This is a genomic window from uncultured Stenotrophomonas sp. (genome assembly GCF_945952405.1).
Taxonomy (GTDB): domain Bacteria; phylum Pseudomonadota; class Gammaproteobacteria; order Xanthomonadales; family Xanthomonadaceae; genus Stenotrophomonas.
In genome coordinates this window covers 1-13,039 of sequence record NZ_CAMFIA010000027.1, presented here as the reverse complement: position 1 = coordinate 13,039, position 13,039 = coordinate 1, and the positions used below count along the sequence as shown (strand labels likewise).

At 62.6% G+C, this 13,039-nt stretch carries 25 protein-coding genes; all 25 read right to left on the bottom strand.

Features of this window, described 5'->3' with window-relative positions; all coding sequences use genetic code 11:
- Positions 1–19: 19 nt before the first annotated feature.
- The 25 genes from rpsD to rpsJ all read right to left on the bottom strand — a co-directional run bounded on the left by rpsD (position 20) and on the right by rpsJ (position 12,652).
- Positions 20–649, bottom strand: coding sequence for a 30S ribosomal protein S4 (rpsD, locus tag Q0P60_RS18940; RefSeq protein ID WP_004145446.1), 630 nt, complete (start codon positions 647–649; stop codon positions 20–22).
- Positions 650–664: 15 nt separating this feature from the next.
- Positions 665–1,054, bottom strand: a complete 390-nt coding sequence (gene rpsK / locus Q0P60_RS18935) for a 30S ribosomal protein S11 (protein WP_004145443.1) — start codon at positions 1,052–1,054, stop codon at positions 665–667.
- A gap of 13 nt (positions 1,055–1,067) precedes the next feature.
- A complete protein-coding gene (rpsM, locus tag Q0P60_RS18930) occupies positions 1,068–1,424 on the bottom strand; it encodes a 30S ribosomal protein S13 (protein ID WP_004154500.1) in 357 nt (118 codons plus the stop codon).
- 347 nt (positions 1,425–1,771) lie between these two features.
- Positions 1,772–3,139 carry a preprotein translocase subunit SecY gene (gene secY, locus Q0P60_RS18925; protein ID WP_005415420.1) on the bottom strand — a complete coding sequence of 456 codons (1,368 nt, stop codon included), beginning with the start codon at positions 3,137–3,139 and terminating at the stop codon, positions 1,772–1,774.
- A gap of 7 nt (positions 3,140–3,146) precedes the next feature.
- Positions 3,147–3,590 carry a 50S ribosomal protein L15 gene (rplO, locus tag Q0P60_RS18920; protein WP_004154498.1) on the bottom strand — a complete coding sequence of 148 codons (444 nt, stop codon included), beginning with the start codon at positions 3,588–3,590 and terminating at the stop codon, positions 3,147–3,149.
- Positions 3,591–3,596: 6 nt separating this feature from the next.
- A complete protein-coding gene (gene rpmD / locus Q0P60_RS18915; protein ID WP_004145412.1) occupies positions 3,597–3,788 on the bottom strand; it encodes a 50S ribosomal protein L30 in 192 nt (63 codons plus the stop codon).
- Positions 3,781–4,323 carry a 30S ribosomal protein S5 gene (gene rpsE / locus Q0P60_RS18910; RefSeq protein WP_004145411.1) on the bottom strand — a complete coding sequence of 181 codons (543 nt, stop codon included), beginning with the start codon at positions 4,321–4,323 and terminating at the stop codon, positions 3,781–3,783. The genes rpmD and rpsE overlap by 8 nt, the downstream gene beginning before the upstream one ends.
- A 161-nt stretch (positions 4,324–4,484) precedes the next feature.
- The gene (gene rplR, locus Q0P60_RS18905; RefSeq protein ID WP_024957318.1) at positions 4,485–4,844 is read right to left on the bottom strand and encodes a 50S ribosomal protein L18; all 360 of its coding nucleotides are present in this window, start codon (positions 4,842–4,844) and stop codon (positions 4,485–4,487) included.
- A 26-nt stretch (positions 4,845–4,870) separates the two neighbouring features.
- A complete protein-coding gene (rplF, locus tag Q0P60_RS18900) occupies positions 4,871–5,395 on the bottom strand; it encodes a 50S ribosomal protein L6 (protein WP_294997056.1) in 525 nt (174 codons plus the stop codon).
- Positions 5,396–5,413: 18 nt separating this feature from the next.
- The gene (rpsH, locus tag Q0P60_RS18895; protein ID WP_294997054.1) at positions 5,414–5,812 is read right to left on the bottom strand and encodes a 30S ribosomal protein S8; all 399 of its coding nucleotides are present in this window, start codon (positions 5,810–5,812) and stop codon (positions 5,414–5,416) included.
- 259 nt (positions 5,813–6,071) lie between these two features.
- Positions 6,072–6,377, bottom strand: a complete 306-nt coding sequence (rpsN, locus tag Q0P60_RS18890) for a 30S ribosomal protein S14 (RefSeq protein WP_294997052.1) — start codon at positions 6,375–6,377, stop codon at positions 6,072–6,074.
- An 18-nt stretch (positions 6,378–6,395) separates the two neighbouring features.
- A complete protein-coding gene (gene rplE / locus Q0P60_RS18885) occupies positions 6,396–6,938 on the bottom strand; it encodes a 50S ribosomal protein L5 (protein WP_079220757.1) in 543 nt (180 codons plus the stop codon).
- A gap of 11 nt (positions 6,939–6,949) precedes the next feature.
- A complete protein-coding gene (gene rplX, locus Q0P60_RS18880) occupies positions 6,950–7,267 on the bottom strand; it encodes a 50S ribosomal protein L24 (protein ID WP_004154490.1) in 318 nt (105 codons plus the stop codon).
- A 16-nt stretch (positions 7,268–7,283) separates the two neighbouring features.
- Positions 7,284–7,652: a 50S ribosomal protein L14 gene (gene rplN, locus Q0P60_RS18875; protein ID WP_010483978.1), complete on the bottom strand. Its 369-nt coding sequence runs from the start codon at positions 7,650–7,652 to the stop codon at positions 7,284–7,286.
- Between the two features lie 12 nt (positions 7,653–7,664).
- On the bottom strand, positions 7,665–7,934 hold the full coding sequence (gene rpsQ / locus Q0P60_RS18870; RefSeq protein WP_053519744.1) for a 30S ribosomal protein S17: 270 nt from the start codon (positions 7,932–7,934) through the stop codon (positions 7,665–7,667).
- Positions 7,935–7,945: 11 nt separating this feature from the next.
- Positions 7,946–8,131 carry a 50S ribosomal protein L29 gene (rpmC, locus tag Q0P60_RS18865; RefSeq protein WP_004154487.1) on the bottom strand — a complete coding sequence of 62 codons (186 nt, stop codon included), beginning with the start codon at positions 8,129–8,131 and terminating at the stop codon, positions 7,946–7,948.
- The gene (rplP, locus tag Q0P60_RS18860; protein WP_004154486.1) at positions 8,131–8,544 is read right to left on the bottom strand and encodes a 50S ribosomal protein L16; all 414 of its coding nucleotides are present in this window, start codon (positions 8,542–8,544) and stop codon (positions 8,131–8,133) included. Before rplP ends, rpmC begins: the two co-directional genes overlap by 1 nt.
- A 5-nt stretch (positions 8,545–8,549) precedes the next feature.
- A complete protein-coding gene (gene rpsC / locus Q0P60_RS18855) occupies positions 8,550–9,284 on the bottom strand; it encodes a 30S ribosomal protein S3 (protein ID WP_004145350.1) in 735 nt (244 codons plus the stop codon).
- Between the two features lie 18 nt (positions 9,285–9,302).
- On the bottom strand, positions 9,303–9,638 hold the full coding sequence (gene rplV / locus Q0P60_RS18850) for a 50S ribosomal protein L22 (protein ID WP_004145348.1): 336 nt from the start codon (positions 9,636–9,638) through the stop codon (positions 9,303–9,305).
- A gap of 12 nt (positions 9,639–9,650) precedes the next feature.
- Positions 9,651–9,920 carry a 30S ribosomal protein S19 gene (gene rpsS, locus Q0P60_RS18845; RefSeq protein ID WP_004154485.1) on the bottom strand — a complete coding sequence of 90 codons (270 nt, stop codon included), beginning with the start codon at positions 9,918–9,920 and terminating at the stop codon, positions 9,651–9,653.
- A 6-nt stretch (positions 9,921–9,926) separates the two neighbouring features.
- The gene (gene rplB / locus Q0P60_RS18840; RefSeq protein ID WP_004145339.1) at positions 9,927–10,754 is read right to left on the bottom strand and encodes a 50S ribosomal protein L2; all 828 of its coding nucleotides are present in this window, start codon (positions 10,752–10,754) and stop codon (positions 9,927–9,929) included.
- 10 nt (positions 10,755–10,764) lie between these two features.
- Positions 10,765–11,064: a 50S ribosomal protein L23 gene (rplW, locus tag Q0P60_RS18835; protein WP_004145338.1), complete on the bottom strand. Its 300-nt coding sequence runs from the start codon at positions 11,062–11,064 to the stop codon at positions 10,765–10,767.
- Positions 11,061–11,666 carry a 50S ribosomal protein L4 gene (gene rplD, locus Q0P60_RS18830; protein ID WP_005415412.1) on the bottom strand — a complete coding sequence of 202 codons (606 nt, stop codon included), beginning with the start codon at positions 11,664–11,666 and terminating at the stop codon, positions 11,061–11,063. Before rplD ends, rplW begins: the two co-directional genes overlap by 4 nt.
- Before the next feature lie 12 nt (positions 11,667–11,678).
- A complete protein-coding gene (gene rplC, locus Q0P60_RS18825) occupies positions 11,679–12,329 on the bottom strand; it encodes a 50S ribosomal protein L3 (RefSeq protein ID WP_004145336.1) in 651 nt (216 codons plus the stop codon).
- 11 nt (positions 12,330–12,340) lie between these two features.
- On the bottom strand, positions 12,341–12,652 hold the full coding sequence (gene rpsJ, locus Q0P60_RS18820; protein ID WP_005408208.1) for a 30S ribosomal protein S10: 312 nt from the start codon (positions 12,650–12,652) through the stop codon (positions 12,341–12,343).
- Between the last annotated feature and the right edge of the window lie 387 nt (positions 12,653–13,039).

Here is a 13,039-nt window from a genome sequence, read left to right as displayed (position 1 = left end):
GGGGGCTCTCCAATGTGAATTACTTCGAATACAGCTCGACGATCAGCGCTTCGTTGATGTCCGCAGGCAGATCCGAACGATCCGGAACAGCCTTGAAGATGCCGGTGAACTTGCCGGAATCCACTTCAACCCACGACGGGCTCAGGTCATGCTGGGCGGCGACGGTCAGGGCTTCCTGGACGCGCAGCTGCTTGGCAGCCTTTTCAGACAGGGCGATGGCGTCGCCAGCCTTGACCTGGTACGAAGCCAGGTTGACCGACTTGCCATTCACGGTGACGCCGCGGTGCGACACCAGCTGACGGGCAGCCGGACGGGTCACGGCGAAGCCCATGCGGTAGACGACGTTGTCCAGGCGGGTTTCCAGCAGCTGCAGCAGGTTCTCGCCGGTGTTGCCCTTCTTGGTCGAGGCCTTCTTGTAGTAGTTGCGGAACTGACGCTCCAGCAGGCCGTAGATACGCTTGACCTTCTGCTTTTCACGCAGCTGGGTGGCGTAGTCGGACAGCTTGCCCTTGCGGGCAGTGGCGCCGTGCTGGCCGGGCTTCTGCTCCAGCTTGCACTTGGAGTCCAGCGCACGCGCCGGGCTCTTCAGGGACAGGTCGGCGCCTTCGCGACGGGCGAGCTTACAGGTAGGACCGATATAACGAGCCATTTCTTATCGCTCCCTTTAGACGCGACGCTTCTTCGGCGGACGGCACCCGTTGTGCGGGATGGGCGTCACGTCGATGATGTTGGTGATCTTGTAGCCGACGTTGTTCAACGAACGCACGGCCGACTCACGGCCCGGACCCGGGCCCTTGATGCGGACTTCCAGCGACTTCACGCCGTAGTCCAGCGCAGCACGACCGGCCTTTTCAGCAGCCACCTGGGCAGCGAACGGGGTCGACTTGCGCGAACCGCGGAAGCCAGCGCCACCGGAGGTTGCCCACGACAGAGCGTTGCCCTGGCGGTCGGTGATGGTGACGATGGTGTTGTTGAACGAAGCGTGGACGTGGGCAACGCCGTCGGTGACGACGCGCTTGATCTTCTTCTTGGTCTTAGCAGCGGGCTTAGCCATTTCTCAGGGTCCCTTACTTCTTGATCGCCTTGCGCGGACCCTTGCGGGTGCGGGCGTTGGTACGGGTGCGCTGGCCACGCAGCGGGAGGCCACGACGGTGACGCAGGCCGCGGTAGCAGCCCAGGTCCATCAGGCGCTTGATCGCGATGCCGATCTCACGGCGCAGATCGCCTTCCACGATGTACTTGCCGACTTCGGCGCGCAGGCGCTCGATTTCCGGCTCCGACAGATCGCGGATCTTGGTGGTCGAAGCAACGCCTGCGACTTCGCAGACCTTCTTCGAACGGGTACGGCCGATGCCGTAAATGCTTTGCAACCCGACCCAGACGTGCTTCTGGGCTGGCAGGTTGACGCCTGCAATACGCGCCATGACGCGGTTCTCCAGCTGAGTGATGGCCGACAGCGCGCCTCGGGCACGCCAATCCGGCAGGATGGATCAAAAAAGTGAACTAGCGATACTAACAAGGTTCCGGTTTACATGGAAGCCCGTGAAACCATTGGTTTCATGAACCCGGCCTGGGGAGTGTGCCCAGGCTCCGGCGCCGGATGGGGTTGGACCTGGGGTTTCCCCCGGGGCCGCCCGCGCTACTCCAGCGCGGGACCACCTCACCACACCCCCACCCGGAACCGCTGCGGGGGCCGCCCTTCGTTTGTGTGGCCGAAGTCCGCGAAGCGGAGGGACCATCACGTCAGGAAGACGAAAGTATAACAGGCCTGTCAGCCGCGGGCAAAGCCGCCGCGGTTGCCGCCCTTCAGGTTGGCCTTCTTCAACAGGCTCTCGTACTGGTGGGACATCAGGTGCGCCTGCACCTGGGCGATGAAGTCCATCACCACCACCACCACGATCAGCAGCGAAGTACCGCCGAAGTAGAACGAGGCGTTCAGCTGCGTGCGCATCAGTTCCGGCAGCAGGCAGACGATCACCAGGTACGCCGAACCGGCTGCGGTCAGGCGGGTCAGCACGCCGTCGATGTAGTCGGCGGTGGCCTTGCCCGGACGGATGCCCGGAATCAGCGCGCCCGACTTCTTCAGGTTGTCGGCGGTTTCCTGCGAGTTGAACACCAGCGCGGTATAGAAGAACGCGAAACCGGTGATCAGCGCAGCGAACACGATCATGTGCAGCGGCTCGCCCGGGCCCAGTGCGTTGGCGACCTTCTGCAGGACCTGGCCGAAGCTGCTCTGGTTCGCGGCCTGGCCGGACCACATGGCCAGGGTAGCCGGGAAGGCCAGCAGGCTCGAGGCGAAGATCGCCGGGATGACGCCGGCCATGTTGAGCTTCAGCGGCAGGAACGAGGTCTGGTTCATGTACGCGTTGCGACCGCCCTGGCGGCGCGCGTAGTTGACCGTGATCCGGCGCTGGCCACGCTCGACGAACACCACGAAGAAGGTGAAGGCGAGCACGACGATGGCGATCAGCAGCAGCTGGATGAACTGGATGTTACCGTCGCGGTAGGCGTCGAAGGTGTGGATGACCGCACCCGGCAGGCCGGCCACGATACCGGCGAAGATGATCAGCGACACGCCGTTGCCGATGCCGCGCTCGGTGACCTGCTCACCGACCCACATCAGGAACATGGTGCCGGCGGTCAGCGCGACCACGGCGGTGAGCACGAAGCCCATGCCCGGCGCGTACACGACCGGAGCGCCCGACGGCGAGACCTGGCCCTGCAGGGCCAGCGCGATCGAACCGCCCTGCACCACTGCCAGCAGCACGGCGCCGATGCGCGAATACTGGGTGATCTTGCGGCGGCCGGACTCACCTTCCTTCTGCATCGCCTTCAGGGCGGGGAAGATGTGCACGGCCAGCTGCATCACGATCGATGCCGAAATGTACGGCATCACGTTCAGCGCGAAGATGCTGAAACGGTGCAGGGCGCCGCCCGAGAACATGTTGAACATGTCCACGATGCCGCCGCCCTGCTGTTGCATCATGGCAAGCATGGCATCGGGATTGACGCCCGGCACCGGCACGTAGCAGCCGATGCGATAGACGATCAAAGCCCCGACGACGAACAGCAAACGTTGGCGAAGTTCAGTGAACTTGCCCATTCCGCCCGCGAGGTTACCGATGCCAGCTTGCGCCATGATTTTCTTACTCCGTTACGCTGCCGCCGGCAGCTTCGATCGCGGCCTTGGCACCAGCCGTGGCAGCAATACCCTTCAGGGTGAACGCCTTGGTCACTTCGCCCTTGACGACGACCTTGGCCTTCTTTGCAGTGCTCGGCACCAGCTTGGCAGCACGCAGGGCGGCGAAGTCGATCTCACCGGCCGGCAGCTTGTCCAGCGCGTACAGCAGCACTTCAGCGGTGTCCTTGGCGATCGGCGAACGGAAGCCGATCTTCGGCAGACGACGCTGCATGGGGGTCTGGCCGCCTTCGAAGCCAGCCTTGATCTTGCCGCCACCCTTACGGGCGAACGAACCCTTGTGGCCGCGGCCGGCAGTCTTGCCCAGGCCCGAGCCGATACCGCGACCGACGCGGGTGCGCTCGGTGCGGGCGCCCGGTGCCGGGCTCAGTTCATTGAGACGCAGAGTCATGATCGATTACTCCTCAACCTTGACGAGGTAGTGAACGGTGTTGATCAGGCCGCGAACCTGCGGGCTGTCCTTCAGTTCACGCACATCGTTGAGCTTGTTCAGACCCAGAGCACGCACCGACAGGCGGTGACGCGACTGAGCACCACGCAGGCCGCGCACCAGGCGCACCTTCACAGTCTTGTTGGACTCATTAGCCATGGTTGAGTTCCTCCACCTTCTTGCCGCGCTTGGCCGCGATGCGAGCCGGCGACTGCGCAGCAGACAGGCCCTTCACGGTGGCACGCACCAGGTTGATCGGGTTGCGCGAACCGGTGGCCTTGGCCAGCACGTTCTTCACGCCAACGGCTTCCAGCACGGCGCGCATGGCACCGCCGGCGATGACGCCAGTACCTTCCGAAGCCGGCTGCATGAACACGCGGGCTGCGCCGTGACCATCCTTGATGGTGTGCCACAGGGTGCCGTTGTTCAGGTCAACGCTGACCAGGTTCTTGCGAGCCTGTTCCATCGACTTCTGGATGGCGACCGGCACTTCGCGGGCCTTGCCATAGCCGAAACCGACCTTGCCTTCGCCGTCGCCGACCACGGTCAGGGCGGTGAAGGTGAACTGGCGGCCACCCTTGACGGTCTTGCTGACGCGGTTGACCGCGACCAGCTTTTCGATCATGCCGTCGTCGACTTTCTCTTCGCGGTTACGGTCGCGATCGCGACCCCGCTGCTGACGCTCTTCTGCCATTTTGATTCCTTGGTAGTTTGGGTATGTACGGCTCGAGGCCGCTTATGGTTGTGGAGTGACGCATTGTTCCGGTGGGCCGCTGCAGAAGAGCGGCGCCGTCCAGCCTCACTCAGGCTGGCGAGCAGGCGGGCAGGAGACCCAGGGTCCCCTGCCCTTATCCCTTAGAACTGCAGGCCGGCTTCGCGGGCGGCTTCTGCCAGGGCCTTGATGCGGCCGTGGTAGCGGTAGCCCGAACGATCGAAGGCAACCTTCTCGACGCCGGCGGCCTTGGCGCGCTCGGCGACGATGCGGCCAACCTTGGCAGCGGCATCGGCGTTCTTGCCGTTCTTCAGGCCTTCCATGACGTCGGTCTGGGTGGTGTTGGCAGCAGCCAGCACCTTGGAACCGTCGGCGGTGAAGACCTGGGCGTACAGGTGCTGGCCGGTGCGCAGCACCGACAGGCGGGCGACGCCGAGCTCACGGATGTGGGCGCGGGTCGACTTGGCGCGACGCAGGCGGGCGATGTTCTTGTTCATTTTGATTTTCCCTTGAAAGCGGAAGGACCTAATTAGGCCTTCTTGGCTTCCTTACGGATGATGACTTCGTCGGAGTACTTCACGCCCTTGCCCTTGTACGGTTCCGGCTTGCGGAACGCACGGATCTTGGCGGCGACTTCACCGACGACCTGCTTGTCAGCGCCCTGGACCAGGATCTCGGTCTGGGTCGGGGTGGTGATGGTGATGCCTTCCGGCGCCACGAACACGACCGGGTGCGAGAAGCCCAGCGACAGGCTCAGGTCCTTGCCCTGCATGGCAGCGCGGTAACCCACGCCGACCAGCTCCAGCTTGCGCTCGAAGCCTTCGGACACGCCCTTGACCATGTTGGCCAGGATCGCACGCACGGTACCGGTCAGTGCGACCAGCTCGGCGCTCTCGGCGCTCAGGGTGGCAACGCCGTTGTCGACGTTGATGGCAATACCGGCCGGCTTGGCCAGCGACAGGGTGCCCTTCGGGCCCTTGGCGATGACGCTGTCCGACTGGACGTTCAGTTCAACCTTACCCAGGTCGATCGGCTTCTTGGCTACGCGGGACATAGTTCTACTCCTTTCGCCTTAGGCCACGAAGCACAGGACTTCGCCGCCGACGCCCAGCTGGCGCGCCTGCGCATCAGTCATGATGCCCTTGGAGGTGGAAATGATGGAGATACCCAGGCCGTTCATGACCTTCGGCAGCTCGCTCTTGCCGCGGTACTGGCGCAGGCCCGAACGCGAGAAGCGCTTCAGGGTCGCGATGACCGGCTTGCCTTCGAAATACTTCAGCACGATTTCCAGCTCGGACTTGTTGTTTTCCAGCGGGGTCACGCGCAGGTCGGTGATGTAACCCTCGTCCTTCAGGACCTGGGCGATCGCAACCTTGATCTTGGACGACGGGGCTTTCACCGTCTGCTTGCCAACCGCGGCCGCATTCTTGATGCGGACCAGCAGGTCGGCGATGGGATCAGTCATGCTCATATGAGTACCTTTGAGTGCACCGATATCCGCTTTCGCGAAAATCTGTTGTCTCCTGGAAACGGGCCAGGTCCCTTGATGCAGCGGGCCACGGGCCCACTCCTACTACCCCGTTTGCGCAGGGCAAGACGCGGGAGTATACGCCAAAAGAGCCCGACTTGCGCCGGGCTCTTCGGGTTTTTTCGCAGAGGGAAAGCTGAACGCCTGCCCTCCCCGGTTCAGGAGCCCCCGGAAGGGCTCCTGATCGCAGGACCGGCTGGGATTACCAGCTGGCCTTGCGCAGGCCCGGGACGTCGCCACGCATGGTGGCTTCACGCAGCTTGTTGCGGCCGAGGCCGAACTTGCTGTAAACGCCACGCGGACGGCCGGACAGCTCGCAGCGGTTGCGCTGGCGGCTCGGCGACGAATCGCGCGGCAGCTTGGCCAGCTTGGTAGCGGCTTCGATCTTCTCTTCGTAGCTCGCATCCACCGAGGACACGATCTTCTTCAGAGCAGCACGCTTCTCAGCGTACTTCTTGGCCAGCTTTTCCCGCTTGATGTCGCGGTTGACCATGGAGGTCTTTGCCATTTCGGTTTCCTCGACGGATCAGTTACGGAACGGGAACTTGAACGCTGCCAGCAGCGCCTTCGCTTCCGCGTCGGTCTTCGCAGTGGTGGTGATGGCGATATCCATACCGCGGATCGCGTCGACGGCGTCGAAGTCGATTTCCGGGAAGATGATCTGCTCCTTCACACCCATGTTGAAGTTGCCGCGACCGTCGAAGGAACGACCGGAAACACCACGGAAGTCGCGCACGCGCGGCAGCGAGATGTTGATCAGGCGGTCCAGGAACTCGTACATCTTGTGGCGACGCAGCGTGGTCTTGCAGCCGATCGGCCAACCATCACGGATCTTGAACGACGCAACCGACACACGCGACTTGGTGACAACCGGCTTCTGGCCGGAAATCTTGGTCATGTCGCCGACGGCGTTTTCCAGGATCTTCTTGTTGGTGGCCGCTTCGCCGACACCCATGTTCAGGGTGACCTTGACCAGCTTCGGCACTTCCATCGGATTGGTGTAGCCGAACTGCTTCATCAGCGCCGGCACCACTTCTTCCTTGTAGAACTTTTCGAGACGGGAACTCATCTTCTCATTCCTCAGGCGTCGAGCGCCTCACCGCTGGAGCGGAACACACGCAGTTTGCGTCCATCCTCCAGCACCTTGAAGCCAACGCGTTCGCCCTTGCCCGAAGCCGGGTTCAGCACATTCACGTTGGAGATATGGATCGAAGCTTCGCGCTCGACCACGCCGCCGGCAACACCTGCCTGCGGGTTCGGCTTGGTGTGGCGCTTGACGATGTTCACGTTGGCGACGACCACACGGTCGCCGTCGACGCGGACGACTTCGCCCTGCTTGCCCTTGTCCTTGCCAGCGTTGACGACAACCTGGTCGCCCTTCTTGATACGGTTAGCCATGATTATCTCCTGTCGCTCACAGCACTTCGGGAGCGAGCGAGACGATCTTCATGAACTTCTCCGAACGAAGTTCACGGGTCACCGGCCCGAAGATACGGGTACCGATCGGCTCCTGCTTGTTGTTCAGCAGGACGGCAGCGTTGCCGTCGAAGCGGATCAGCGAGCCATCGGCGCGACGCACACCCTTGCGGGTACGCACCACGACGGCGTCATACACTTCACCCTTCTTGACCTTGCCGCGCGGAATTGCATCCTTCACGGTGACCTTGATGATGTCGCCGATGCCGGCGTAACGGCGCTTGGAACCACCCAGCACCTTGAAGCACATCACCTGCTTGGCACCCGAATTGTCCGCGACGTCAAGGTAGCTCTGCATCTGGATCATGATTCAGACTCCTTATTCAGCCGCACGCGTGATGACTTCCACCACGCGCCAGTTCTTGGTCTTGGACATCGGAGCAATCTCGGTCACGCGGACGACATCGCCTTCCTTGCAGGCGTTGTCGGCATCGTGGGCGTGCAGCTTGGTCGAGCGCTTGATGTACTTGCCGTACAGCGCGTGCTTGACCTGACGCTCAACCAGGACGGTAACCGTCTTGTCCATCTTGTTGCTGACGACACGGCCTTCGACCGTGCGCAGCGTCTTGTTTTCAGTATTGTCGCTCATAGCGGCCATCCTTACTTCGTGCTGCCGAGCAGGGTCTTGACGCGAGCAATCTCGCGACGGACCCGGCGGATGTCGTGGGTCTTCGGCAGCTGGCCGGTGACCTGCTGCATACGGACAGAGAACTGTTCCTTACGCAGGTCGATCAGGTGGGCCTTGAGTTCGTCAGCCGACTTTTCACGGAGAGTTTTGATATCCATCAGCGCACCGTCCGGGTCACGAAAGTGGTGGTGACCGAGAGCTTCGCGGCGGCCAGGCGGAACGCCTCGCGTGCCACTTCCTCGGAAACACCCTCGATTTCATAGATCATGCGGCCGGGCTGGATCTGGGCCACCCAGTATTCCACGTTGCCCTTACCCGAACCCATTCGAACTTCGATGGGCTTCTTGGTGATGGGCTTGTCGGGGAACACACGGATCCACATCTTGCCGCCGCGCTTGACGTAGCGGCTGATCGAGCGGCGAGCCGCTTCGATCTGACGCGCGGTCAGCTGACCGTGGGCGGTGGCCTTCAGGCCGTATTCGCCGAAGCTGACAGCGTTGGCGCTCCAGCTCAGGCCGTCGTTACGGCCCTTGTGCACCTTGCGGTACTTGGTTCGCTTGGGTTGCAACATTGTCGTTACCTCGCTTCACGGGCCGGGCGCTGACGGTCACCGCGGTCGCCGCGATCGTGACGATCGTTGCGCGACGGGGTGTCGTCCTGCTTTTCCTGGCCAACCTGGGAGAAATCAAAGACCTCGCCCTTGTAGATCCAGACCTTGATGCCGATGATGCCGTAGGTCGTCTTGGCTTCAGCGAAGCCATAGTCGATGTCGGCACGCAGGGTGTGCAGCGGCACGCGGCCTTCGCGGTACCACTCCGAACGGGCGATTTCAGCACCGTTGAGGCGGCCACCAACGTTGACCTTGATGCCCAGGGCACCCAGGCGCATCGCGTTGCCGACCGAGCGCTTCATGGCGCGGCGGAACATGATGCGACGCTCCAGCTGCTGGGCGATCGACTCGGCAACGAGCTGCGCGTCCAGTTCCGGCTTGCGCACTTCGGTGACGTTGATGTGCGCCGGGACGCCCATCATCTCGCTCACTTCCTTGCGCAGCTTCTCGATGTCCTCACCGCGCTTGCCGATCACCACGCCCGGACGGGCGGTGTGGATCGTCACGCGAGCGGTCTTGGCCGGACGCTCGATCAGGATCTTGCTGATGCCGGCCTGAGCCAGCTTCTTGCGCAGCATTTCGCGCACTTTCAGGTCGGCTGCCAGGTAACCAGCGAACTCGGCCTTGTTGGCGTACCACTTGGAGTTCCAGTCCTTGGAAATGCCGAGGCGGATACCAATCGGATGAACTTTATGACCCATGGTCTTTTCCTTATCCGCTTACTTGGCGGCGCCCACAACCACAGTGATGTGGCTGGTGCGCTTGAGGATGCGGGTACCGCGGCCTTTCGCCCGCGCCATGAAACGCTTCAGGGTCGGACCTTCATCAACCATGATGGTCTGAACCTTCAGCTCGTCGACGTCGGCGCCCTGGTTGTTCTCGGCGTTGGCAATTGCCGACTCCACCACCTTCTTGATCAGGTGGGCAGCCTTCTTGTCCGAAAACTTCAGCAGGTTGACCGCACGCTCGGCCGGCAGACCGCGCACCTGGTCAGCGACCAGACGAGCCTTCTGCGGGGAGATGCGCGCAGTGCGCAGGATGGCTTTCGCTTCCATTGTCATCTCTCCTTACTTGCCCGACTTCTTGTCACCACCGTGACCCTTGAAGGTCCGGGTGATGGCAAATTCGCCGAGCTTGTGGCCGACCATGTTCTCGTTGACGAGAACCGGGATGTGGTTCTTGCCGTTATGCACGGCAATGGTGACGCCTACCATGTCAGGCAGGATCATCGAACGGCGCGACCAGGTCTTGATCGGCTTCTTGCTGCCCGCAGCGGCCTCCACCTTCTTGACGAGGTGGTGATCGACGAACGGGCCCTTCTTGAGTGAACGTGCCATGGTCGATTAGCCCCTACGATCGCGGACGATGAACTGCTGAGTGCGCTTGTTATGGCGCGTCTTGTAACCCTTGGTCGGGACACCCCACGGGGTGACCGGGTGCGGGTTACCCTGGCCGGCCTTCGCCTCACCACCACCGTGCGGGTGGTCAACCGGGTTCATGGCAGCACCACGAACGGTCGGGCGGACGCCGCGCCAGCGCTTGGCACCGGCCTTGCCCAGCTTTTCCAGGCTGTGCTCGTCGTTGCCGACTTCGCCGATGGTGGCGCAGCACTCGACCGGAACCTTACGCATTTCACCCGAGCGCAGGCGCAGGGTGGCGTAGATGCCTTCACGGGCCACCAGCTGCACGGCCGCACCAGCGGCGCGAGCGATCTGAGCGCCCTTGCCCGGCTTCAGTTCGATGCAGTGGATGGTGGTTCCGACCGGGATGTTGCGCAGCGGCAGGGTGTTGCCAGCCTTGATCGGGGCGTCCGAACCAGCGATCACCTGATCACCAGCCTTCAGGCCCTTCGGGGCGATGATGTAGCGACGCTCACCGTCGACGTAGCACAGCAGGGCGATGTGGGCGGTGCGGTTCGGATCGTATTCGATGCGTTCCACGCGCGCCGGGATGCCCAGCTTGTTGCGCTTGAAGTCGATGATGCGGTAGTGCTGCTTGGCACCACCACCGACGTGACGCACGGTGATGCGGCCATGGTGGTTACGACCACCCGAGCGGCTCTGCGACTCGACCAGCGCGGCGTGCGGAGCACCCTTGTGCAGGTCGGGGGTGACCACGCGCACGGCCGAACGGCGGCCGGGGGAGGTGGGCTTGAATTTCATCAATGGCATGGGATGTACCTCAGGCCTTGGCCGTTACATCGATCGACTGGCCGTCGGCCAGGCGAACGTACGCCTTGCGCCAATCGCCGCGGCGGCCAGCACGGTTACGGAAGGACTTGTTCTTGCCCTTGACGTTGACCACGTTGACGGCTTCGACCTTGACGTCGAACAGCTGCTCAACCGCGGCCTTTACATCGGCCTTGGTGGCTTCGTTCGAAACTTCGAAGACATACTGATTGGAGAGTTCCTGCAGGCGCGCGGTCTTTTCGGAGACACGCGGGGCACGCAGCACGCTGAAGATTTTTTCGTTGCTGTTCATGCCAGCCACTCCTCGACCTTCTTGACCGCGTCAGCGGTGATGACGACCGTGTCGGCACCCACCAGCGAGACCGGGTCCAGGCCCTGGACGTCACGCACCTGCACGTACGGCAGATTGCGGGCGGACAGGTACAGGTGCTCGGACGCTTCTTCGGTGACGATCAGCGGGCGCTTGCCCACTTCCAGGCCGGCCAGCTTGGCGATCAGACCCTTCGTGCTGGTGGCTTCGACATCGAAGGCCTCCACGATGGTCAGACGGCCCTGACGGTTCAGCTCGGACAGGATCGCGCACATGGCGGCACGGTACTGCTTACGATTGACCTTCTGCTCGAAGCTGCGCGGCTTGGCCGCGAAGGTGACACCGCCGCCGACGAAGATCGGAGCCGTCAGTGCGCCATGACGCGCGCCGCCGCCCTTCTGCTTCTTCGACTTCTTGGTGGTACCAGCCACTTCGGAGCGAGTCTTCTGTGCCTTGGTGCCGGCGCGACCGGCGTTGCGGTAAGCAACGACGACCTGGTGGACCAGATCTTCGCTGAAATCGCGACCGAACACGGCTTCGGAGACCGAGACCTTGTTGTTGCTACCCGTGATAACGAGTTCCATCGTCATCTCTCCTTATGCCTTGCTCGCCGGACGGACGATCACATCGCCACCCGCCGCGCCCGGAACGGCGCCGCGAACCGCGATCAGACCGCGCTCGACGTCGACCTTGACCACTTCCAGGTTCTGGGTGCTCTGCTGCACCGCGCCCATATGGCCCGACATCTTCTTGCCCGGGAAAACGCGACCCGGGGTCTGGCGCTGACCCAGCGAACCCGGCGCGCGATGCGACAGCGAGTTACCGTGGGTTGCATCGCCCATACGGAAGTTGTGGCGCTTGATGGTGCCCTGGAAGCCCTTACCCTTGGTGACACCCTGGACGTCGACGATCTGGCCGACTTCGAAGATGTCCGCCTTGACTTCGCCGCCAACGGCGAAATCGCCGAGCTGCGCGTCTTCAACGCGGAATTCCCACAGGCCACGACCCGCTTCCACCTTCGCCTTGGCGAAGTGGCCGGCTTCCGGCTTGTTGACCAGGGCAGCGCGACGCGCGCCGACGGTCACCTGCACGGCGCTGTAGCCGTCGGTTTCGACGGTCTTGATCTGCGCGATGCGGTTCGGGGTTGCTTCGATCAGGGTCACCGGGATGGAACGGCCATCTTCGGTGAACACGCGGCTCATGCCAGCCTTGCGGCCCACGAAGCCCAACGAATACTTCTTCGTCATGGTCGTAGTCCTCAGGTCAGCTTGATCTGAACGTCGACGCCGGCAGCCAGTTCGAGCTTCATCAGCGCGTCCACGGTCTTGTCATTCGGGTCAACGATATCGAGCACGCGCTTGTGCGTGCGGGTCTCGTACTGGTCACGCGCGTCCTTGTCGACGTGCGGGGAGACGAGAACGGTGTAACGCTCGATCTTGGTCGGCAGCGGGATCGGGCCACGCACTTGCGCGCCGGTCCGCTTTGCCGTTTCAACGATCTCGCTGGCCGAACGGTCGATCAGACGATGATCGAACGCTTTCAGCCGGATCCGGATCTTTTGGTCCGCCATGGCGGTAGGTTCCTTCGTTAAAAGAGCGACAGACAAAGCCTCTGGGTTGCTTTGTCCCATGAAATTCCTGAATACGGACGGCCCGCACTCCTGCAGGCCGCCAAGGTCAATCCGTAGACCTCAAAAACGTAGGCAGACCAGTTTCCCGGCCTGCCCAGACGTAGAAGCATAATGGCACGCAAGGCAGCTGTCAACAGTCGCCTGTTGACGCCGCCTGAATGGCATTGACCCTTCCTGGTCCGGGGAACACAAGGCACATCCTGTGCCTGCTTTCCCATTTGATACGCCCCGATGCCCTACCCAGGCAACATCGGGGCGCAGATACTAGCAGATTACTCGATGATCTTCGAGACCACGCCGGCGCCGACGGTACGGCCGCCTTCGCGG

What these genes read in the sequence shown, in the direction of transcription:
- secY (WP_005415420.1), bottom strand. Translation starts at nt 3,139, where the DNA reads ATGGCGCAAGCTGGCATCGGTAACCTCGCGGGCGGAATGGGCAAGTTC.
- rpsE (WP_004145411.1), bottom strand. Translation starts at nt 4,323, where the DNA reads ATGGCAGAAGAGCGTCAGCAGCGGGGTCGCGATCGCGACCGTAACCGC.
- rplF (WP_294997056.1), bottom strand. Translation starts at nt 5,395, where the DNA reads ATGTCCCGCGTAGCCAAGAAGCCGATCGACCTGGGTAAGGTTGAACTG.
- rplO (WP_004154498.1), bottom strand. Translation starts at nt 3,590, where the DNA reads ATGACTCTGCGTCTCAATGAACTGAGCCCGGCACCGGGCGCCCGCACC.
- rpsJ (WP_005408208.1), bottom strand. Translation starts at nt 12,652, where the DNA reads ATGGCGGACCAAAAGATCCGGATCCGGCTGAAAGCGTTCGATCATCGT.
- rpsK (WP_004145443.1), bottom strand. Translation starts at nt 1,054, where the DNA reads ATGGCTAAGCCCGCTGCTAAGACCAAGAAGAAGATCAAGCGCGTCGTC.
- rplC (WP_004145336.1), bottom strand. Translation starts at nt 12,329, where the DNA reads ATGACGAAGAAGTATTCGTTGGGCTTCGTGGGCCGCAAGGCTGGCATG.
- rpsD (WP_004145446.1), bottom strand. Translation starts at nt 649, where the DNA reads ATGGCTCGTTATATCGGTCCTACCTGTAAGCTCGCCCGTCGCGAAGGC.
- rpsQ (WP_053519744.1), bottom strand. Translation starts at nt 7,934, where the DNA reads ATGAGCGACAATACTGAAAACAAGACGCTGCGCACGGTCGAAGGCCGT.
- rplV (WP_004145348.1), bottom strand. Translation starts at nt 9,638, where the DNA reads ATGGAAGCGAAAGCCATCCTGCGCACTGCGCGCATCTCCCCGCAGAAG.
- rplB (WP_004145339.1), bottom strand. Translation starts at nt 10,754, where the DNA reads ATGCCATTGATGAAATTCAAGCCCACCTCCCCCGGCCGCCGTTCGGCC.
- rpmC (WP_004154487.1), bottom strand. Translation starts at nt 8,131, where the DNA reads ATGGATATCAAAACTCTCCGTGAAAAGTCGGCTGACGAACTCAAGGCC.
- rpmD (WP_004145412.1), bottom strand. Translation starts at nt 3,788, where the DNA reads ATGGCTAATGAGTCCAACAAGACTGTGAAGGTGCGCCTGGTGCGCGGC.
- rplD (WP_005415412.1), bottom strand. Translation starts at nt 11,666, where the DNA reads ATGGAACTCGTTATCACGGGTAGCAACAACAAGGTCTCGGTCTCCGAA.
- rpsS (WP_004154485.1), bottom strand. Translation starts at nt 9,920, where the DNA reads ATGGCACGTTCACTCAAGAAGGGCCCGTTCGTCGATCACCACCTCGTC.
- rplE (WP_079220757.1), bottom strand. Translation starts at nt 6,938, where the DNA reads ATGAGTTCCCGTCTCGAAAAGTTCTACAAGGAAGAAGTGGTGCCGGCG.
- rpsC (WP_004145350.1), bottom strand. Translation starts at nt 9,284, where the DNA reads ATGGGTCATAAAGTTCATCCGATTGGTATCCGCCTCGGCATTTCCAAG.
- rplX (WP_004154490.1), bottom strand. Translation starts at nt 7,267, where the DNA reads ATGGCTAACCGTATCAAGAAGGGCGACCAGGTTGTCGTCAACGCTGGC.
- rpsN (WP_294997052.1), bottom strand. Translation starts at nt 6,377, where the DNA reads ATGGCAAAGACCTCCATGGTCAACCGCGACATCAAGCGGGAAAAGCTG.
- rplW (WP_004145338.1), bottom strand. Translation starts at nt 11,064, where the DNA reads ATGAACAGCAACGAAAAAATCTTCAGCGTGCTGCGTGCCCCGCGTGTC.
- rpsM (WP_004154500.1), bottom strand. Translation starts at nt 1,424, where the DNA reads ATGGCGCGTATTGCAGGCGTCAACCTGCCAGCCCAGAAGCACGTCTGG.
- rpsH (WP_294997054.1), bottom strand. Translation starts at nt 5,812, where the DNA reads ATGAGCATGACTGATCCCATCGCCGACCTGCTGGTCCGCATCAAGAAT.
- rplN (WP_010483978.1), bottom strand. Translation starts at nt 7,652, where the DNA reads ATGATCCAGATGCAGAGCTACCTTGACGTCGCGGACAATTCGGGTGCC.
- rplP (WP_004154486.1), bottom strand. Translation starts at nt 8,544, where the DNA reads ATGTTGCAACCCAAGCGAACCAAGTACCGCAAGGTGCACAAGGGCCGT.